This window comes from Enterobacter sp. GD03975 (genome assembly GCF_029838645.1).
In the GTDB taxonomy this organism is placed as follows: domain Bacteria; phylum Pseudomonadota; class Gammaproteobacteria; order Enterobacterales; family Enterobacteriaceae; genus Enterobacter; species Enterobacter quasihormaechei.
In genome coordinates, this window is record NZ_JAOBZC010000013.1 from 102,873 (window position 1) to 123,499 (window position 20,627).

General features: G+C 58.1%; 15 protein-coding genes and 1 pseudogene. 10 read left to right on the forward strand and 6 right to left on the reverse strand.

The window, feature by feature from the left end:
• Positions 1–42 precede the first annotated feature (42 nt).
• Positions 43–1,275 (forward strand): molybdopterin molybdotransferase MoeA, encoded by a 1,233-nt coding sequence (gene moeA / locus N5C09_RS18150; RefSeq protein WP_279749590.1) that lies wholly within the window; start codon positions 43–45, stop codon positions 1,273–1,275.
• A 1-nt stretch (position 1,276) separates the two neighbouring features.
• Positions 1,277–2,029: a molybdopterin-synthase adenylyltransferase MoeB gene (gene moeB / locus N5C09_RS18155; RefSeq protein WP_279749591.1), complete on the forward strand. Its 753-nt coding sequence runs from the start codon at positions 1,277–1,279 to the stop codon at positions 2,027–2,029.
• Positions 2,030–2,142: 113 nt separating this feature from the next.
• Here the strand turns inward: moeB and fsa are convergent, their stop codons facing one another.
• Positions 2,143–2,805: a fructose-6-phosphate aldolase gene (fsa, locus tag N5C09_RS18160; RefSeq protein WP_279749592.1), complete on the reverse strand. Its 663-nt coding sequence runs from the start codon at positions 2,803–2,805 to the stop codon at positions 2,143–2,145.
• Between the two features lie 127 nt (positions 2,806–2,932).
• Between fsa and N5C09_RS18165 the strand changes: the two genes are divergently transcribed.
• The 4 genes from N5C09_RS18165 to N5C09_RS18180 all read left to right on the forward strand — a co-directional run bounded on the left by N5C09_RS18165 (position 2,933) and on the right by N5C09_RS18180 (position 8,649).
• The gene (locus tag N5C09_RS18165) at positions 2,933–3,832 is read left to right on the forward strand and encodes a glycyl-radical enzyme activating protein (RefSeq protein ID WP_279749593.1); all 900 of its coding nucleotides are present in this window, start codon (positions 2,933–2,935) and stop codon (positions 3,830–3,832) included.
• A 4-nt stretch (positions 3,833–3,836) separates the two neighbouring features.
• A complete protein-coding gene (locus N5C09_RS18170) occupies positions 3,837–6,269 on the forward strand; it encodes a formate C-acetyltransferase/glycerol dehydratase family glycyl radical enzyme (protein WP_279749594.1) in 2,433 nt (810 codons plus the stop codon).
• Between the two features lie 158 nt (positions 6,270–6,427).
• Complete coding sequence (locus N5C09_RS18175; RefSeq protein WP_063449261.1) at positions 6,428–7,243, forward strand: Cof-type HAD-IIB family hydrolase; 816 nt, start codon at positions 6,428–6,430, stop codon at positions 7,241–7,243.
• Between the two features lie 149 nt (positions 7,244–7,392).
• Positions 7,393–8,649: a DUF1479 domain-containing protein gene (locus N5C09_RS18180; RefSeq protein ID WP_279749595.1), complete on the forward strand. Its 1,257-nt coding sequence runs from the start codon at positions 7,393–7,395 to the stop codon at positions 8,647–8,649.
• On the opposite strand, the gene N5C09_RS18185 is transcribed toward N5C09_RS18180, so the two are convergent.
• Positions 8,646–9,719: a LacI family DNA-binding transcriptional regulator gene (locus tag N5C09_RS18185; protein ID WP_279749596.1), complete on the reverse strand. Its 1,074-nt coding sequence runs from the start codon at positions 9,717–9,719 to the stop codon at positions 8,646–8,648. The two genes, N5C09_RS18180 and N5C09_RS18185, sit on opposite strands and share 4 nt — an antisense overlap.
• Before the next feature lie 285 nt (positions 9,720–10,004).
• Here N5C09_RS18185 and N5C09_RS18190 point away from each other — a divergent pair, with 285 nt between their 5' ends.
• Together N5C09_RS18190 and N5C09_RS18195 are read left to right on the forward strand one after the other, a co-directional pair.
• Positions 10,005–11,306: an MFS transporter gene (locus tag N5C09_RS18190; protein ID WP_028012467.1), complete on the forward strand. Its 1,302-nt coding sequence runs from the start codon at positions 10,005–10,007 to the stop codon at positions 11,304–11,306.
• A gap of 17 nt (positions 11,307–11,323) precedes the next feature.
• A complete protein-coding gene (locus N5C09_RS18195) occupies positions 11,324–13,687 on the forward strand; it encodes a glycoside hydrolase family 31 protein (RefSeq protein WP_279749597.1) in 2,364 nt (787 codons plus the stop codon).
• A gap of 83 nt (positions 13,688–13,770) precedes the next feature.
• Here N5C09_RS18195 and N5C09_RS18200 read toward each other — a convergent pair whose 3' ends face one another.
• Entirely contained in the window at positions 13,771–15,366 is a 1,596-nt protein-coding gene (locus N5C09_RS18200; RefSeq protein WP_063866190.1) for an ABC-F family ATPase, read from the reverse strand.
• Between the two features lie 222 nt (positions 15,367–15,588).
• Here N5C09_RS18200 and ldtB point away from each other — a divergent pair, with 222 nt between their 5' ends.
• Positions 15,589–16,509: a L,D-transpeptidase gene (gene ldtB / locus N5C09_RS18205; protein ID WP_063449266.1), complete on the forward strand. Its 921-nt coding sequence runs from the start codon at positions 15,589–15,591 to the stop codon at positions 16,507–16,509.
• Positions 16,510–16,551: 42 nt separating this feature from the next.
• On the opposite strand, the gene N5C09_RS18210 is transcribed toward ldtB, so the two are convergent.
• The 3 genes from N5C09_RS18210 to N5C09_RS18220 are packed head-to-tail and all read right to left on the reverse strand — an operon-like array spanning position 16,552 to position 20,034.
• On the reverse strand, positions 16,552–17,268 hold the full coding sequence (locus N5C09_RS18210) for a GntR family transcriptional regulator (protein WP_279749598.1): 717 nt from the start codon (positions 17,266–17,268) through the stop codon (positions 16,552–16,554).
• 15 nt (positions 17,269–17,283) lie between these two features.
• A complete protein-coding gene (locus N5C09_RS18215) occupies positions 17,284–18,606 on the reverse strand; it encodes a PTS transporter subunit EIIC (RefSeq protein WP_279749599.1) in 1,323 nt (440 codons plus the stop codon).
• Positions 18,607–18,657: 51 nt separating this feature from the next.
• Complete coding sequence (locus N5C09_RS18220) at positions 18,658–20,034, reverse strand: glycoside hydrolase family 1 protein (protein ID WP_279749600.1); 1,377 nt, start codon at positions 20,032–20,034, stop codon at positions 18,658–18,660.
• 343 nt (positions 20,035–20,377) lie between these two features.
• Here N5C09_RS18220 and N5C09_RS18225 point away from each other — a divergent pair.
• A pseudogene (locus N5C09_RS18225) lies at positions 20,378–20,627 on the forward strand (hypothetical protein); the annotation flags it as partial.

A 20,627-nucleotide genomic window follows, 5' to 3' on the forward strand; every position in this document is an offset into this window, starting at 1 on the left:
GCCATAATGAGCGCTTTCGTTGTTACTCCGCAGGAGCCCACCATGGATTTTACCGCCGGACTGATGCCGCTTGAGACGGCACTCTCGCAGATGCTTGACCGCATTATCCCACTGCACGACGTTGAGACGCTGCCGCTTGTGCGCTGTTTTGGCCGTATTGCCGCGCGCGATATCGTCTCGCCGATGAACGTGCCGGGGTTCGATAACGCGGCGATGGACGGCTATGCCGTACGTCTGGCGGATCTGCAAACGGGTCAGCCGCTGCCGGTGGCGGGTAAAGCGTTTGCCGGGCAGCCGTTCAACGGAGAATGGCCAGCGGGCACCTGCGTACGCATCATGACCGGCGCGCCGGTGCCAAAGGGCTGTGAAGCCGTGGTGATGCAGGAAGAGACCGAACAAACGGACGACGGCGTGCGTTTTACCGCCAGCGTCAAAGCCGGACAGAACATTCGCCTCACCGGGGAAGACATTACCCTCGGCGCGACGGTCTTTGCCGCCGGGCAAAAACTGACCGTCGCGGAGCTGCCGGTGCTGGCATCGCTTGGCATCGCGGAAATTGACGTTGTCCGCAAAGTGCGCGTGGCGGTGTTCTCTACGGGAGACGAGCTTCAGCTTCCGGGCCAGCCGCTGCACGAGGGGCAGATTTACGACACTAACCGTCTGGCGGTACACCTGATGCTGGAGCAGCTGGGCTGCGAGGTGATTAACCTCGGCATCATTCCAGACGACCCGGAAAAACTGCGCGCGGCGTTTATCGAGGCGGACAAATCCGCCGACGTGGTCATCAGCTCCGGCGGCGTATCGGTTGGCGAAGCGGATTACACCAAAACCCTGCTTGAAGAGCTGGGCGAAATCGCCTTCTGGAAGCTGGCGATTAAGCCGGGCAAACCGTTCGCGTTTGGCAAGCTTCCGCACAGCTGGTTCTGCGGCCTGCCGGGTAACCCGGTCTCCGCCGCGCTGACCTTCTACCAGTTGGTGATCCCTTTGCTGGCGAAGCTCTCGGGCAACAATGCCAGCCCGCTGCCGGAACGTCTGCGCGTGCGGGCGGCAACGCGCCTGAAAAAATCACCGGGTCGTCTCGATTTCCAGCGCGGCATTCTGTCGCGCAACGCCGACGGTGATCTGGAAGTGAGCACCACCGGGCATCAGGGTTCGCATATTTTTAGCTCCTTCAGCCAGGGCAACTGCTTTATCGTGCTGGAGCGCGAGCGCGGCCACGTCGAGGCGGGCGAATGGGTTGAAGTGGAACGCTTTAACCACCTGTTCGGAGGCTGACATGACGGTGGAACTGAGCGACCCGGAGATGATGCGCTACAACCGCCAGATTGTGCTGCGCGGGTTCGATTTCGAGGGGCAGGAGGCGCTCAAGGCGGCCAGCGTGCTGGTTGTGGGCCTTGGGGGGCTTGGCTGCGCGGCGGCGCAATACCTGGCTGCGGCGGGTGTCGGCCGCATGACGCTGCTGGACTTCGATACCGTGTCGGTGTCCAACCTGCAACGCCAGACGCTGCACAGCGACGCGACGGTTGGTCAGCCAAAAGTGGAATCTGCACACACGGCGCTGGCGCGCATCAATCCCAACGTTCAGTTCACCCTGATTGACGCCCTGCTGGATGAAGACGCGCTGTTTGCGCAGATTGCACAGCATGACCTGGTGCTGGACTGCACCGATAACGTCGCCATTCGCAACCAGCTCAATGCAGGCTGCTTTGCGCATAAAACGCCGCTGATTTCCGGCGCGGCCATCCGCATGGAGGGGCAGATTAGCGTTTTCACTTACGCTGAGGGAGCGCCCTGCTACCGCTGCCTGAGCCGTCTGTTTGGCGAGAATGCGCTGACCTGCGTCGAGGCGGGCGTGATGGCGCCGCTCGTCGGCGTGATTGGTTCGTTGCAGGCGATGGAGGCGATTAAGGTGCTGACGCACTACGGCACCCCGGCAGCGGGTAAAATCGTGATGTACGACGCGATGACCTGCCAGTTCCGCGAGATGAAGCTGATGCGCAATCCGGGGTGTGAGGTGTGTAGTCAGTAAAAAGTCGGGTGGCGGCTTCGCCTTACCCGACCTACAACGGCTCGAACGGCGCCACCCGGCAAAAGCGATGCGAACGTAGGCCGGGTAAGCGTCAGCGCCACCCGGCAACAGCATCAAATAGACGTCCGTCCAAACGCCCCCTGCCAGTCCTGCTCAAACTTCACAACCGCCGCGTCCACCGCCGGAGAGGTAATAAACTGCTGCGCCACGTCCAGCGGCAGCGTGATGGACTCACACCCCGCCAGCAGGCAGTCCAGCGCCTGACGCGGCGTTTTGAAGCTCGCGGCGAGCACTTTTGACTGCGGCGCGTGCAGGGTCAGCAGCTGTTGCAGTTCGACCACCGTCTGGATCCCATCTCCGCCCTGCGCGTCCACGCGGTTCACGTAAGGAGCCACATACTCAGCACCCGCCAGCGCGGAGAACATCCCCTGCGCTGCGCCGTATACCGCGGTACCCAGCGTCGGGATCCCTTCTGCTTTCAGCATTTTGATTGCCGCCAGCCCTTCAGCGGTCACGGGCACTTTTACCACCAGGTCGTTAACGATCGCGCGCAGCTTACGTGCATCTTCCACCATCCCTTCGGCGGTCGTCGCCATTACCTGAGCGAACAGACGGCCCTTACCGCCCAGCGCGTCGTGCAGCGCGGGCAGCAGCTCGTCGAGCGGCGTTTTACCAGCCGCCACAATGCTTGGATTGGTGGTCACGCCTGCCAGCGGAAAGATGCGCGCCAGCTTTTTGACTGCCGCAACGTCAGATGTGTCGAGATAAAGTTCCATGATGTCACCCTCAAAATTAGCCTGCACTTACCCTATCACGAGAAAACCTGCTCATGAATTGACCCATATCAAGATAACTTTCATTCGAAAGTAATTTAATCTTCATATGTAATTCGAGGGCAAAAAAATGATCTTCAATGTACAGCGTTACTCCACCCACGACGGCCCCGGTATTCGAACCGTGGTATTCCTGAAAGGCTGCTCGCTGGGCTGTCGCTGGTGCCAGAACCCGGAAAGCCGCTCCCGCACGCGGGACGTACTGTTTGATGCACGCCTGTGCCTGGACGGCTGTGACCTGTGTCAGCAGGCCGCGCCGGAGTGTATTGAACGTGCGCTGAACGGGCTGGTCATCCATCGTGAAAAATTAAGCGAAGAGACGCTCACTGCCCTCACCGACTGCTGTCCGACCCAGGCGCTCACCGTCTGCGGGGAAGATAAGCAGGTGGAAGAGATCATGACCACCGTGCTGCGCGACAAGCCCTTCTACGACCGCAGCGGCGGCGGGATAACCCTTTCCGGCGGCGAGCCGTTTATGAATCCTGACCTGGCGCACGCCCTGCTTAAGGCCAGCCATGAGCAGGGGATCCACACCGCCGTTGAAACCTGCCTTCACGTACCGTGGCATTACCTCGAACCGTCATTGCCCTTCGTCGATCTTTTTCTCGCCGACCTCAAGCATGTTGATAGCGAGGTGTTTAAACAGTGGACCGACGGTTCGGCCAAACGGATCCTGGACAACCTGAAGCGCCTGGCCGCCGCCGGGAAAAACATCACCATTCGCGTGCCGCTGATCCAGGGCTTCAACGCCGATGAAGCGTCTGTTACCGCCATCACCAATTTCGCCGCCGACGAACTCGGCGTCGAGGATATCCATTTTCTGCCGTATCACACGCTGGGCATGAACAAATACACCCTGCTCGGCCAACCCTACTCTGCCCCTGACAAACCGCTGGATGACCCTGCGTTACTGGACTTCGCACAGCAGTATGCCTGCCAGAAAGGGTTAACCGCGACCTTACGAGGATAAACTTATGACCACCCTGAATCTCAACACCCTCAGCGAGCGCATCAAGGCGCACAAAACGGCGCTGGTGCATATCGTTAAGCCGCCGGTCTGTACCGAGCGCGCACAGCATTACACCGAAATGTATCAGCAGCACATGGACAAGCCGATCCCGGTACGTCGTGCGCTGGCCCTGGCTCACCATCTGGCAAAACGCACCATCTGGATCAAGCACGACGAGCTGATTATTGGGAACCAGGCCAGCGAAGTCCGCGCCGCGCCGATCTTCCCGGAATACACCGTCTCCTGGATCGAGAAAGAGATTGACGATCTGGCAGACCGTCCGGGTGCTGGCTTTGCGGTGAGCGAAGAGAATAAACGTGTTCTGCATGAGATCTGCCCGTGGTGGCGCGGCCAGACGGTGCAGGATCGCTGCTATGGCATGTTCACCGACGAGCAGAAAGGCCTGCTGGAAACCGGCATCATCAAGGCTGAAGGCAACATGACCTCCGGTGACGCGCACCTGGCGGTGAATTTCCCGCTGGTGCTGGAAAAAGGCCTCGACGGCCTGCGTGCGAAAGTGGCCGAGCGTCGCTCGCGCATCAACCTGACGGTGCTGGACGATCTGCACGGCGACCAGTTCCTGAAGGCGATTGATATCGTGCTGGAAGCCGTAAGCCTGCACATCTCGCGCTTCGCCGATCTGGCGCGTGAAATGGCCGCCACGGAAACACGCGACAGCCGCCGCGACGAGCTGCTGGCGATAGCGGAAAACTGCGACGTCATCGCCCACGAACCGCCAAAAACCTTCTGGCAGGCGCTTCAGCTGTGCTACTTCATTCAGCTGATCCTGCAAATTGAGTCCAACGGTCACTCCGTTTCCTTCGCCCGTATGGACCAGTACCTTTACCCGTACTATCGCCGCGACGTGGAGCTGGACCAGAGTCTTGATCGCGAGCACGCCATCGAGCTGTTGCACAGCTGCTGGCTGAAGCTGCTAGAAGTGAACAAGATCCGCTCCGGCTCGCACTCCAAAGCCTCGGCGGGCAGCCCGCTGTATCAGAACGTCACTATTGGCGGCCAGAAGTTGGTTAACGACGAGCCGATGGACGCGGTGAACCCGCTCTCTTACGCCATTCTGGAATCCTGCGGCCGTCTGCGCTCCACTCAGCCAAACCTGAGCGTGCGCTACCACGCCGGCATGAGCAACGACTTCCTCGACGCCTGCGTGCAGGTGATCCGCTGCGGCTTCGGGATGCCGGCGTTTAACAACGATGAAATCGTGATCCCGGAATTTATCAAGCTTGGCGTGGAGCGCGACGATGCGTATGACTACGCCGCAATTGGCTGCATCGAAACCGCGGTGGGCGGAAAATGGGGCTACCGCTGCACCGGCATGAGCTTTATCAACTTTGCCCGCGTGATGCTGGCGGCGCTGGAAGGCGGTCGCGACGCCACCAGCGGCAAGGTATTCCTGCCGCAGGAGAAAGCCCTCTCTGCCGGGAACTTTGACAATTTCGATGAGGTGATGGCGGCGTGGGATAAACAGATCCGCTATTACACCCGCAAATCCATTGAGATTGAGTACGTGGTGGACACCATGCTGGAAGAGAACGTCCACGATATTCTCTGCTCGGCGCTGGTGGATGACTGCATCGAACGCGCGAAAAGCATCAAGCAGGGCGGCGCGAAGTATGACTGGGTTTCCGGCCTACAGGTGGGGATCGCCAACCTTGGCAACAGCCTGGCGGCGGTGAAGAAGCTGGTGTTTGACCAGGGCGTAATCGGTCAGCAGCAGCTGGCGGCGGCGCTGGCGGATGATTTCGACGGGCTGACCCATGAGCAGCTGCGCCAGCGCCTGATCAACGGCGCGCCGAAGTACGGCAACGACGACGACAGCGTGGACATGCTGCTGACCCGTGCTTACGAAACCTACATTGAAGAGCTGAAGCAGTACCACAACCCGCGCTACGGCCGCGGCCCGATTGGCGGCAACTACTATGCGGGCACGTCGTCTATCTCCGCGAACGTGCCGTTTGGCGCGGCAACAATGGCCACGCCGGACGGCCGTAAAGCCCACACCCCGCTGGCGGAAGGGGCAAGCCCGGCCTCCGGTACGGACCACCTCGGCCCGACGGCGGTTATCGGCTCCGTGGGTAAACTGCCTACGGAAGCGATTCTCGGCGGCGTGCTGCTTAACCAGAAGCTGAACCCCTCGACGCTGGAAAACGACAGCGACCGTCAGAAGCTGATGGTACTGCTGCGCACCTTCTTCGAGGTACACAAAGGCTGGCATATTCAGTACAACATCGTCTCACGCGAAACGTTGCTGGAAGCGAAGAAACACCCTGACCAGTACCGCGACCTGGTGGTGCGCGTAGCGGGATATTCGGCGTTCTTCACCGCCCTGTCGCCGGATGCGCAGGACGATATTATTGCCCGTACTGAGCATACGCTGTAAATATTTGCTGGGTGGCGGCTACGCCTTACCCGGCCTACAAGTCTAAAAACGGCAACCTCGGTTGCCGTTTTGCTTTTACTTTCGAATGAAATTAAATTTGTGCTCCCCGTCACCTTGTTATTAGAATGTTTCAAAACGCAGTGACCCAGGAGCACAGTATGACCGTTAAAGTTATCGTCACCGATATGGACGGAACTTTCCTTGATGATGCCAAGCAGTACGATCGTGACCGCTTCCAGGCACAGTTTGAACAGCTTAACGCCCGCAATATTGAATTCGTTGTCGCCAGCGGCAACCAGTATTACCAGCTCATCTCCTTCTTCCCCGAGCTGAAAGAGCAGATCTCCTTCGTGGCGGAAAACGGCGCGCTGGTCTTCGATCACGGTGAGCAAATTTTCCACGGCGAACTGACGCGCCATGAGTCGCAGATCGTTATTGGCGAACTGCTGAAGGATAAAGGGCTGAACTTTGTGGCCTGCGGGCTGGAAAGCGCCTACGTTAGCGACAAAGCCCCGGACGCCTTCGTGGCGCTCATGTCAAAGCACTATCATCGCTTAAAGCGCATCAGCGATTACCGTGAAATCGACGACGTGCTGTTTAAGTTCTCCCTGAACCTGCCGGACAGCGATATCCCGAACCTGGTCGATAAACTGCATGTCTCCCTGGACGGCATCATGAAGCCCGTCACCAGCGGCTTCGGTTTTGTCGATTTGATTATCCCCGGCCTGCACAAAGCTAACGGCATCAGCCGCCTGCTGAAACGCTGGAAAATCTCCCCACAGGAGTGCGTGGCTATTGGCGACAGCGGCAACGATGCGGAAATGCTGAAGCTGGTGAAATACGCTTTTGCGATGGGCAACGCGGCACAGAGCATTAAAGACATTAGCCGCTACAGTACCGACGATAACAACCATCAGGGCGCGCTGAACGTGATTCAGGCCGTGCTCGACAACCACTCTCCTTTCGACGTCTGATCCTTTCCTCGCCGGAGCCTCGCTCCGGCTCCTCATTCTTTTCCCGTCCTGTGGCTTGCGTCAAGTTTTTAAACTTGCATTAACTTATTTTTAACTTAAAGTATCACTTGTAGACACTTTTACTTTCGAATGAAAGATGCGAGGCAGTTATGACCTTTACCAGTGAAACCTTGCCGGCGGACCACAAAGCGGCAATTCGTCAGATGAAACGCGAGCTACGGGCCCAGATTGGCGACGTTCAGGCGGTGTTCGACAGGCTCAGCGACAGCATTGCCACCCGCGTGGCGGAAATCAACGCGCTGAAGAATAAAGGCGAAACCGTCTGGCCGGTAATTCCCTTTGCAGATGTGAAAAACGGCACGATTACCGACGCCCAGCGCGAAGCCGTTAAACGTCGCGGTTGCGCGGTGATCAAAGGCCACTTCCCGCGGGAGCAGACGCTGGCATGGGATCAGTCGATGCTCGATTACCTCGATCTGAACAAGTTTGACGAGGTGTACAAAGGGCCGGGCGACAACTTTTTCGGCACCTTAACCGCCTCCCGTCCGGAGATTTACCCGATCTACTGGTCACAGGCGCAAATGCAGGCGCGCCAGAGTGAAGAGATGGCGCAGGTACAGTCGTTCCTGAACCGTTTATGGACATTCGAGAGCAACGGCAAGCAGTGGTTCGACCCTGACGTGAGCGTGATTTACCCGGACCGCATCCGCCGTCGTCCGCCGGGAACCACCTCCAAAGGGCTGGGGGCGCATACCGACTCCGGCGCGCTGGAGCGCTGGCTGCTGCCCGCTTATCAGCAGGTCTTTGCCCGCGTGTTTGACGGCAACGTCGAGAAATACGATCCGTGGAACGCCGCACACCGTACCGAAGTGGAAGAGTACACCGTGGATAACACCACCAAATGCTCGGTGTTCCGCACCTTCCAGGGCTGGACGGCGCTGTCGGATATGATCCCGGGACAGGGGCTGCTGCACGTGGTGCCGATCCCGGAAGCGATGGCGTACATTCTGCTGCGTCCGCTGCTGGACGATGTGCCAGAGGACGAACTGTGCGGCGTGGCGCCGGGGCGCGTACTGCCGATTTCCGAGAAGTGGCACCCGCTGCTGATCGAAGCATTAACCAGCATTCCGGCGCTGGAAGCCGGTGATTCTGTCTGGTGGCACTGCGACGTGATCCACTCCGTCGCACCGGTGGACAATCAGCAGGGCTGGGGCAACGTGATGTATATTCCTGCCGCGCCGATGTGCGAGAAAAACCTCGCCTACGCGAAAAAGGTCAAGGAAGCGCTGGAAACCGGGGCGTCACCGGGCGATTTCCCGCGCGAGGATTATGAGAAAAGCTGGCAGGACCGCTTCACCGTGAACGATCTGAACATTCACGGCAAGCGCGCGCTGGGCATGGCTTAACTGTCGTACAGCCCTTCCCGCTCAACGGCGGTGCGTCGTTTTCCCTGACGTATCCGCCGTACCGATTCCCGCACGGCCAGCGTGCCGTTCAGCAGCAATGTTCCGACCGGCGCGTCCGGGCGCATCAGCCGCTGCTGGAGCATATGCACCGCTTCGGTTCCCAGCTCATCGCGCGGGACATGCACCGCCGTTAAGGGCACATCCTGAATGGCCGCCAGATTAAATCCGTCGATGCTCATCACCGAGACGTCCTGCGGCACACGCAGACCGTGATTTTGCAGCGCGCTGATGGTCCCCGCCGCCATAAAATCGCCGCCCACCAGAAACGCCGTCGGCAGATCTTTCCCTGTCTGCTGGTGAAGCCACTCGCTCACCAGCTGTTCGGTCTCTCTGGCGCTGAAGCTCGGCACCATCAGCAGATCGCGGCGGTCGTTAAACCTGAGGTTATGGGCGTGCCACGCGTCGCGGATCCCCGACAGGCGCAGCTCCATGGTGTACCGGCGCAGGCAGAGCACGTTCATCACCTCGCGGTGCCCCATCTCGAACAGGTACTCCGCCGCCCGCTCGCCAATGGCGCGATGATCCGGCGCAACGGCAGGCAGGCGCATGTGGCGGTCCCGGCAGTTAATCAGCATGCAGGGCTTACCCACATCCACCGCCAGATCGTGGATATGCGGATCGTCGATACCAAGCAGAATGGCCGCCTGGGTATCCGGCTCGTTCATCCGGGCCAGAAACAGCTGCGCGTCGCTGTCGTTCTCCTCCAGCGCGCAGTAACGCAGGCGAACCTCGTGCGAAGCCAGGCCTTTACCGACGCTCTGGATGACGCGGTAGTAAAAGATGTCGGACCGCTCGTCAAAAGCACGCTGCGGGGCAAAAACCACCAGGCTATTTAACAGCAGACGCCCCGCCGCCATGCCGTCCATTACCCCCAGTTCCCGCGCGCACGCCAGCACCTTCGCCCGTGCCTTTTCGCTGGTGTTTGCCTTCCCCGCCAGCACGCGAGAAACGGTGCTGATGGAGAGCTGGGTACGGGCGGCGATTTCGGTGATTTTAAGCCTTTTATCCATTTTGTGATCTGGCTCCAGATGTGAAATGAAAAAATTTTCACAGCATCTTTGTCAGGTAATAACTTAGCTGAACGCCATAATGCCGATAAACGAACCTCAGTTATGAGAAAGTTTGCACAAAATCCACTATTCCCTGCTCATTTTCTTTCATAAGGTGAACCTGTCACACAACTTCCATACTAGTTGTATAGCAGCTTAACACTCTAAAACAGATAACTTTCAAACGCATAACGCTGTGTGACACCTGAACCCACGTCCCCTACCGTCCGTCTTGTGGAGAAGAAAATGAGTCAGGACATCAATAACACTGTTGCGACAAGCAAAACCCGTCGCGTCATTAAGAACCTGCGCTGGTATGTGCTGGTGCTGTTTCTTCTTGGCGTGACCGTTAACTACATCACCCGTAACTCGTTAGGTATTCTCGCCCCTGAGCTGAAGGAGAGCCTTGGTATCACCACCGAGCAATACTCCTGGATCGTCGGCGCGTTTCAGATTGCCTACACCATTTTCCAGCCCCTGTGCGGCTGGCTGATCGACGTTATTGGCCTCAAGATTGGCTTTATGGTCTGCGCCGGGATCTGGGCGCTGATGTGCATCTTCCACGCGGGCGCCGGAAGCTGGTTGCATCTCGCGATCCTGCGCTTCTTTATGGGCGCTTCTGAGGCTGCCGCCACCCCAGCGAACGCCAAAACCATCGGTGAATGGTTCCCGAAATCAGAGCGTCCCGTTGCCGCCGGCTGGGCGGGCGTGGGCTTCTCCATTGGCGCCATGCTGGCCCCGCCTATCATCTACTTTGCCCACGCCTCGTTTGGCTGGCAGGGTGCGTTTATGTTTACCGGCGTGCTGGCGCTGCTGTGGGTGATCCTCTGGTGGGCGTTCTACCACAACCCGGAGCAGCACCCGAACCTGAGCCGCGACGAGCTGGCGTTTATCAAGCAGGATAACGAACCCGCGCCAGTCAAACTGCCCTTTCTGACCGCGCTGAAAACCGTCTCGAAGAACAAACGCTTCTACGGTATCGCCATTCCGGCCTTTATGGCGGAACCGGCCTGGGCAGTGCTGAGCTTCTGGGTGCCGCTGTACCTCGCTAAAGAGCACGGCATGGATTTGAAGCAGATCGCGATGTTCGCCTGGCTGCCGTTCCTGGCCGCCGACCTCGGCAGCGTGGCGAGCGGCTACCTCACCCGGCTCTACACCCGCTGGTTCGGCTGCTCCCGCGTCAACTCGGTGGTGGCCAGCTCCGTCACCGGCGCGTTCCTGATGATTTCGCTGGCCATCGTCGCCGTGACTCGCGACCCGTATATCACCATCGTGCTGATCTCCATCGGCGGCTTCGGGCACCAGATTATCTCCTGCATGCTGAGCGCGCTGGTGGTGGAGTCCTTTGATAAGGGCCAGATGGCGACCGTCAACGGCATGCGCGGCTCGGCGGCGTGGATCGCCAGCTTCCTGTTCTCCCTGTTAATCGGGGTGACCGCCGACAAAATCGGCTTCAACCCGCTCTTTATCGCCATGGGGTTCTTTGACCTGATTGGCGCTCTCTTCCTGGTGGCATTTATTGCTGAACGTCGCGCCAAGCGCGCCTGATAGTGGATGTATTGCATATGAAAACCCTGAAAAACTGGACCGTTGATAAGCAGTCTGCGAATCATCTGGAACTGCTGGTGGATAACCAGCACCGCCTGTGCCTGTACGTGCTGGAACAGAACCTGTTCCGCGTGCTGATCAAACGCAAAGGCGAGCTGGCGCTGGACCGCACCTGGAGTATCGCCCCGGAACAAGACGTGCCGTGGGAAGGTCGCCGTCGTGACGATATAAGCGGTTTCTCCTGCCCGGCCTGGACCCTGACGCAGCAGGATGACACGTTAACGGTGACAACCGAGCAGCTGCGCGTCACCGTCCACCAGCCCCTGTGGCTGGAGTGGCACTACCGTAATGATGCGGGCGAATGGCAGCCGCTGGTCCAGGATCGCCCGACCAGCGCCTACTTGCTGAACGCCCACGGCGACGGCGTGGCGCACTATCTCAGCCGCCGCAAGGACGAGCGTTTCTACGGGCTGGGCGAGAAAGCGGGTGATTTACAGCGCAACGGCAAACGCTATGAGATGCGTAACCTGGACGCGATGGGCTACAACGCCGCCAGCACCGATCCGCTTTATAAGCACATCCCGTTCACCCTCACCCGCCGCGATGACGTGAGCTACGGCCTGTTCTACGATAACCTGAGCAGCTGCTGGCTGGACCTGGGTAACGAGATCGACAACTATCACACCGCCTATCGCCGCTGGCAGGCGGAAGCGGGCGACATCGACTACTACATCTTTACCGGCAAGCGCGCGCTGGACGTCACCAAAGCCTTTGTTCGCCTGACGGGGAAAACGCTGTTCGGGCCGAAATGGAGCCTGGGCTACAGCGGCTCGACCATGCACTACACCGACGCGCCGGACGCCCAGAACCAGCTGATGAACTTCATCCGCCTGTGCGATGAGCACGCCATTCCGTGCGACTCGTTCCAGCTCTCCTCCGGCTATACCTCGATTAACGGCAAGCGCTACGTCTTCAACTGGAATTACGATAAGGTGCCGCAGCCGAAGGTGATGAGCCAGGCATTCCACGATGCGGGGCTGAAGCTTGCGGCCAACATCAAGCCGTGCCTGTTGCAGGATCATCCTCGCTACGGCGAGGTGGCGGAACGCGGTCTGTTCATTCGTGATTCAGAAACCGATGCGCCTGAACGTTCAAGCTTCTGGGATGACGAAGGCTCGCACCTCGACTTCACCAACCCGCAGACGGTGCAGTGGTGGCAGAACGGCGTGACCACGCAGTTGCTGGAGATGGGCATCGACTCCACCTGGAACGACAACAACGAGTACGAAGTGTGGGACGGGGAAGCGCGCTGCTATGGTTTCGGCAAGGAGATTGCCATCAAGCACATTCGTCCGGTGATGCCGCTGCTGATGATGCGCGCCTCGCTGGAAGCGCAGCAGCGTTTTGCGCCGGAGAAGCGTCCGTATCTGATCTCCCGCTCCGGCTGCGCCGGGATGCAGCGCTACGTTCAGACCTGGAGCGGCGACAACCGCACCAACTGGGACACCCTGCGCTATAACATCCGCATGGGGCTGGGCATGAGCCTGTCCGGGCTGTTCAACGTCGGTCACGACGTGGGCGGTTTCTCTGGTGATAAGCCGGACGCCGAGCTGTTCGTGCGCTGGGTGCAGAACGGCGTGATGCATCCGCGCTTCACCATCCATTCCTGGAATGACGATCGCACCGTGAACGAACCGTGGATGTTCCCGGGCGTGACCCCTGCGATCCGCAGCGCCATTGAACTGCGCTATCGCCTGCTGCCGTATCTCTACACCCTGCTCTGGCAGGCGCACGCCGACGACGAGCCGATGCTGCGCCCGACCTTCCTCGATCACGAGCACGACGCGCAGACGTTTGAAGAGTGCGATGACTTCCTGCTGGGTCGCGACCTGCTGGTGGCAAGCGTCGTCGAAGCCGGGCAGCGCGAGCGCCGCGTCTGGCTACCGGACAACGACACCGGCTGGTACGATTTTTACACCCACGCGTGGTATGCGGGCGGGCAATCCATCGTCCTTGATGCGCCGCTGGAAAAACTGCCGCTGCTGGTGCGCGCCGGGGCCGGTTTGCCGCTCAGCGATCGCATCCGTCACGTGAGTGCCGATAAAGACGATACCCGTGAGCTGAAGCTGTTCCCGGTGAAAGGCGTCGGCACCACCACAGGGATGCTGTTTGAGGATGACGGCGAAAGCTGGGGCTACCGGAACGGCAACGCGCTGTGGGTGGAATGGGAGATGGTGTGTGACGGATCAACCATCAACCTGAAGGTGAATGCGCGCGGTGACTATCGTCCGGCGTGGAAAGCGCTGAAGGTGTCGTTACCGGCGGGGGAAAAACGTACGCTGCGGGTGAACGGGGTTGAAGGGAGCGAGTGGGTGCTCTGAACATTGCCGGGTGACGGCTTCGCCTTACCCGGCCTACAAAGTCGCTCGTAGGCCCGGTAAGCGAAGCGCCACCGGGCTTTTTTTTAGCTCTCGATACCTTTGCTGCGCAGGTAATCTTCGTAGTTACCGGTGAAGTCCACCACGCGCTCTGGCGTAATTTCGATCACGCGGGTCGCCAGGGAGCTCACGAACTCACGGTCGTGAGAGACGAAAATCAGGGTGCCCTGATACATCTCCAGCGCCATGTTCAGCGATTCGATAGATTCCATATCCAGGTGGTTGGTTGGTTCGTCCATCACCAGGATATTCGGTTTTTCCATCATCAGCTTGCCGAACAGCATACGGCCCTTTTCACCACCGGAGAGCACTTTGGCGGGCTTTTTGATGTCGTCCTGGCTGAACAGCAGACGCCCCAGAATGCTGCGTACCGCCTGTTCGTCGTCCCCTTCCTGCTTCCACTGGCTCATCCAGTCGAAGACGGTCAGGTCGTTTTCGAACTCATATTCATGGTCCTGCGCGTAGTAACCGATCTGCGCGTTTTCAGACCATTTCACGGTACCGTTGTCCGGTTGCAGTTCGCCTACCAGGGTTTTCAGCAGGGTGGATTTACCCACGCCGTTGGCGCCCAGAATGGCAATCTTTTCGCCCACTTCCAGCAGCAGGTTGAAGTTTTTAAACAGCGGGCCTTCATCAAAGCCTTTGGTCAGCGCCTCAACTTCCAGCGCGTTACGGAACAGTTTCTTATCCTGCTCGAAGCGAATGAACGGGTTCTGACGGCTGGAGGCTTTCACCTCTTCCAGCTTGATTTTGTCAATCTGACGGGCACGCGATGTTGCCTGACGGGATTTAGAGGCGTTGGCGCTGAAGCGGCTCACGAAGGATTGCAGGTCCGCAATCTGCGCTTTCTTCTTGGCGTTGTCGGCAAGCAAACGTTCACGCGCCTGCGTTGCCGCCGTCATGTACTCATCGTAGTTGCCCGGATAAACGCGCAGCTCGCCGTAGTCCAGATCCGCCATGTGTGTACAAACCATGTTCAGGAAGTGACGGTCGTGCGAGATGATGATCATGGTGCTGTCGCGATCGTTCAGCGTCTGCTCCAGCCAGCGGATGGTGTCGATGTCCAGGTTGTTCGTCGGTTCGTCGAGCAGCAGGATGTCCGGGTTAGAGAACAGCGCCTGTGCCAGCAGCACGCGCAGCTTCCAGCCTGGGGCGACTTCGCTCATCGGGCCGTAATGCTGTTCTACCGGAATACCCACGCCCAGCAGCAGTTCGCCCGCACGCGCTTCCGCAGAGTAGCCGTCCATTTCGCCGTACTGCGTTTCCAGGTCGGCCACTTTGTAACCGTCTTCTTCGCTCATTTCGGCGAGACCGTAGATACGATCGCGCTCCTGCTTCACTTCCCACAGCTCCGCGTGCCCCATGATCACGGTGTCGAGCACGGTGAACTCTTCGAAGGCGAACTGATCCTGACGCAGCTTACCGATACGCTCGTTCGGATCGAGCGACACGTTGCCCAGCGTCGGCTCTAAATCGCCGCCGAGGATCTTCATAAAGGTGGATTTTCCGCTACCGTTGGCACCAATCAGGCCGTAACGGTTGCCGCCGCCAAATTTGACGGAAATATTTTCGAACAGCGGCTTACTGCCAAACTGCATAGTGACGTTGCTGGTAACTAACACGGAGAGATTCCTGCGAAAAGTGTGATAAACACGGCATTATGCCACAATTCCGAATTGAGATCCCGTGTTGCGGTAATCCACTAAACTTTAACAAAATCGAAAAAAATGTGATTTCGTACACATCTGAATTCCCAGTTAACGGGAATGCACATATAATGCGCTCCCATTACAGATTCAGTCTTATCAACTCATCGCCAGAATGGCTTAGATACCTCGCATAACATGAACATGAAATTAACAACGCTTTTTGCGGCGGCGTTAGCCGTAGTAGGTTTTTGTAAGACCGCGTCTGCGGTGACGTATCCCCTGCCGACAGACGGAAGCCGTCTGGTGGGTGAAAACCAGGTGGTGACGGTTCCGGAAGGTAATACCCAGCCGCTGGAATACTTCGCGGCGCAGTACCAGCTCGGCCTGTCTAACATGCTGGAAGCTAACCCGGGCGTTGACCCGTACCTGCCAAAAGCGGGCACGGTGCTTAACATTCCGCAGCAGCTGATCCTGCCGGATACCGTTCACGAAGGTATCGTGATCAACAGCGCCGAAATGCGTCTGTATTACTACCCGAAAGGCACCAACACGGTGATCGTGCTGCCTATCGGCATCGGCCAGCTGGGCAAAGATACCCCGCTGAACTGGACCACCAAAGTTGAGCGTAAGAAAGCGGGCCCAACCTGGACGCCGACCGCCAAAATGCACGCGGAATACATCGCTGCGGGCGAGCCGCTGCCCGCCGTTGTACCTGCCGGCCCGGATAACCCGATGGGTCTGTACGCGCTGTACATTGGCCGTCTGTATGCCATCCACGGCACCAACGCCAACTTCGGTATCGGCCTGCGCGTGAGCCACGGCTGCGTGCGTCTGCGTAACGACGACATTAAGTTCCTGTTTGAAAACGTGCCGGTCGGCACGCGCGTGCAGTTCATCAACGAACCGGTGAAAGCGACCTCCGAGCCGGACGGTAGCCGTTACATTGAAGTGCACAACCCGCTGTCCACCAGCGAAGATCAGATCAACAACAACGAAATCGTGCCGATTAAGCTGACCAGCGCGGTGCAGGCCGTGACCTCTCAGGCGGATGTTGAAACGACCGTCGTTGACCAGGCGATTCAGAACCGTTCCGGTATGCCGGTACGTCTGAACTGATTGCGAAACGTCAAAAAAGCGGGCCACGGTGCCCGCTTTTTTTTATCCGTTATTTACGATAACGATGCCGCCATGATCGTAGCGATAACGGCAGTGGGCGTACTCCAGCGGCGTGCCGTCCTCCAGATAGATCACCTGCTCTACCTCCAGCACCGGATCGGTTTGCTCGCAGATCAGATGCTGCATATCCAGCGCACTGGGCTTCAGCGCCCGCACCACCCGATACGACCCCATGATCTTCAGCCCCAGCGTCTCCTGAACGTACTGGAACACCGAACTTTCAAGATGGGCTTTGTTCAGGCCAGGCACCAGATTGAGCGGCATCACCGTGGCGTCCAGCGACATGGGCTCACCGTTCAGCAAGCGCAGGCGGATGAAGTCATAGATCGGCGCATCCGGGTTTATCATCAGCGACGCCTGCTCTTTCTCGTTCGGGAAGCGCAGCTCAAAATGCACTACCTTGCTCGTCACCGTGCCTAAATGCTCCCAGGTTTTGGTCGCCCCGAAGTAGTCGCTGCCGGAGAGATCCCACTGCGATAGCTGGAGAAAGTTTTTGCGAATGAAGGTGCCCTGCCCCTGACGCGTATAGACCAGCCCTTCGACGATCAGCTGGCGCATCGCCTGCTGAATGGTCATCCGGCTGGTGCTGAACTCCGCCGCCAGCGCAAACTGGTCCGGCAGCGGTTCATTGGCGGCGTACTGCTGGCTGATAATGCGTTTTTTGATTTCCCGCGCTATGGTGATGTACTTCGCCGCCATCGTCCTTCCTTCTGATTAGTTTTCTGTCCCGCTGTTCTTCAGCGCCACTCTCTCGGCCACCTTGAGGAAAGGCAGGTAGAAGAATACACCAAATACAATGATTGCCAACTGCACCACCACGGCGCGCCAGTCCCCCGCCGTCGCCAGCCAGGCGCTGAGGATCGGCGGCGTGGTCCACGGGATCATCACCACACAGCGCGACATCAGCCCCAGCGTGGTACAGAGCCACGCAAAATAAATGCCGATGGCGGGCAGCAGCACAAACGGGATCATCAGCGGCAGGTTAAAGACAATCGGCAGGCCGAAAATCACCGGCTCGTTGATGTTGAACAGGCCCGGCGCCAGCGACAGACGCGCCACCTGCTTCGCCGACTTTTGTCGGGAGAAGATGAAGATAGCAATCAATAGCGAGATCGTGCTGCCCGTACCGCCCACCATGCCAAACGTCGGCACAAAGATGTTGTTGATGATGTGCGGGATCGGCTGTCCGTTGGCGAAGGCCAGCATGTTTTCATTGGTGTTAATCAGCAGGAACGGCTCCAGCACCACGCTGTTGACCACTGACTGATGAATGCCGAGCGTGAACAGGAAGTTACCGAAGCTGTAGATGAAAAGGGTCCCCGGCAGGCTGGTATTGATCAGCCGCAGCGGCTGCTGAATAAAGGTCGTAATGAGGTGGATCAGATCCGTGTGCAGCACGTTCGCCAGCAGCGCCGCCAGCACCGCAAAAAGCGACAGCGTGAGAATGGTCGGGATCAGCGCGGTAAAGGATTTGCTCACCGCCGGAGGCACGTTTTCCCCCAGCGAAATGTGCAGCGCCTTCAGGCGCGAAATAGCGATGAAGACCTCCGTTGAGAGCAGCCCAATCAGCACCCCGGCGAAAATCCCGGTGGAGCCGATATTGGCGAACGTCAGCACCTGGGTGACGTTCACCGTGGCCTCGCTGCCGACGGGCGTAATCTGTAAGCGCATCGGCATCATGATGATAAAACTGCTGACGGCGATAACCACTGCCGAGACCGGATTGTCGAAATCTTTGTTGCGCGCCAGCGACCAGGCAATCATCGGGGCCAGCAGCAGCGCGGCGATGTTCAGCGTGCCGTTGACGATCGCCTCGCCCCACACCTTAAACTGTGTGAGCGTGTCGCCCTCAAAAATCCACGGGAACACCACGTTATTCACCAGCACCGCCAGACCGGCGAGGATGAAAATCGGCATCACCGTGGCGAAGGCATCGCGCAGGGAGCGCAGGTGCACCTGGTTTGCCAGGCGCGCCGAGAACTCAACAAATTTATCGACAAAAGACTGCATGTGCGGTGTTATTTTTGCTTCAGACATAGCGGATAGTTCCCATCAATCAGTCACAAAAACGGCCCGGCAGCGTACGGCTTACATCTCGCGTCCGTTGGTATGGATAACCTGTTTTAACCACGCGTAGCTCTTCTTCGGCACGCGCTTCAGGTCTTTCAGGTCGTGATTCTCACGGTTGACATAGACCACGCCGTAGCGCTTGCGCATGTCGCCCTGCGAGCTGAGAATGTCAATCAGTCCCCAGCCGAGGTAGCCCATGACCTCTGCGCCATCCTCGAACATCGCGTCTTTCATGGCCTCGATATGCGCCCGGTGGTAGTCGATGCGGTAGGTATCCTCAATCGGGTTGACCCCGTCCCAGGACTCAATCACCCCTATGCCGTTTTCAATCGGAAAGACCGGCATCCGCCAGTCGTTGGCATAGCGGGTGATGATGGTGCGAAAGCCCAGCGGATCGATCTGCCAGTTCCACTCGGTGGCCTTCAGGTACGGGTTATTTTTCTCGCCGTGCAGCAGGTAATTGTTCACCGGCGTGCCTTCCGGGATCGCATCGCTGTCCAGCGTTTTACTGGCGTAGTAGCTGAAGGCCATAAAGTCGTTCTTCGTGCGCGCGAACAGGGCGAGATCGTCGGCGCGATAGATATCACCAAAGCCCTCCTGCTCAACTACCGCCATCACCGCCGGGCTGTAGCCCTGGCCTGCGAAGACGCGCAGCAGGTTCTGGTTGAGGAATTCGTCGTACTGCTGGGCGCAGAAGATATCGCGCGGCTTGCAGGTGGCCGGATAAATCAGCTGGTGCGCCAGCATGCCGCCCATTAGCTGGCCCGGTTTCGTCTGGTGCAGGTATTCGGTCAGCGACATGTGCGCCACCATCGCATGGTGCTGAAGCTCATACAACTCGCGCAGAGTCTTCTCGCCCTTCATATAGCCGGAAATGCGGAACGCTTCCGGCATATGGAAAATGTTCTGCTCGTTGAAGGTCAGCCAGTACTTCACCCGGTCCCCGTAGCAGTCGATCATCTTTTTGCCGTAGCGGATAAAGGCTTCCACCACGCGGCGATCGTTGAAGCCGTTGTACTCCTGCGCCAGCGCCAGCGGCATATCGAAGTGGTAGAGGCAGACCATCGGCTCGATACCGCGGGCGAGCAGATCGTTAATAAAGCGGTCGTAAAATGCGATGCCCTCGTCGTTGAACTCGCCGTCACCCAGCGGGCAGACGCGGCTCCAGGAGATCTGGAAGCGGTAGCAGTTCATGCCCAGATCCTGCATCAGGTCGAAATCTTCCCGGTAGCGGTGGTAGGAGTCGGTCGCCACCTTCCAGTCGGAAACGTTTTCCCCGGCCTCACGAATGTCGTAGACCGACATCCCCTTCCCGCCCTCGTTCCAGGCCCCTTCCGTCTGCATACTGGACACCGAGTTGCCCCATAAAAAGTTGGCTGGCAGTGAATTGTTCATGCTCTCTCCCTATATGACTAGTCATTTAAAATTTCATGACTAGTCATATAGGCGAAGATGAAATTTCGATCAAAGGGGAGGATCGTTTTTTGTGAGGCAAGCAGAAAAATTTTATTACACTGAGCGTGCTTAATACGTAGTGGCCTGGCTAATAGAGGTTTACTGTCAGTAATAATTCAAAACTGAAATATAATAAATATTATCAATAGGTTATATGAATTAATATTTATAAATTATACATACCTTTATAAATTCCTGGTTTTCACCTTTATCCGGATTAACCATTTTTTCTGTGTGGCTCAGGCGCTAAGGTTAGACCCGTCTGGATCACGGAGAAGCCACTGTGTCGCTGAAGCGCCTGCGCCAGACTTTACGTCACTTCCTGCAGCAGGATACTGAAAGCATCGTGGCTCACCTGCCGGAGTATCGTGCGTCTTGTTTACTGAAGGCGCGACAACCGGCGGGAGGAATTCTGCGTGCAGTATGGCGAAACGGAGTATGGCTTTCTCTGCCCTCTGCTGGCAGAAGAAGGCGTTTCTTTTATGAGAAACCTGCCCGTGAAGGAAAGAGCCAGGGCCAGAACATAAAAACCG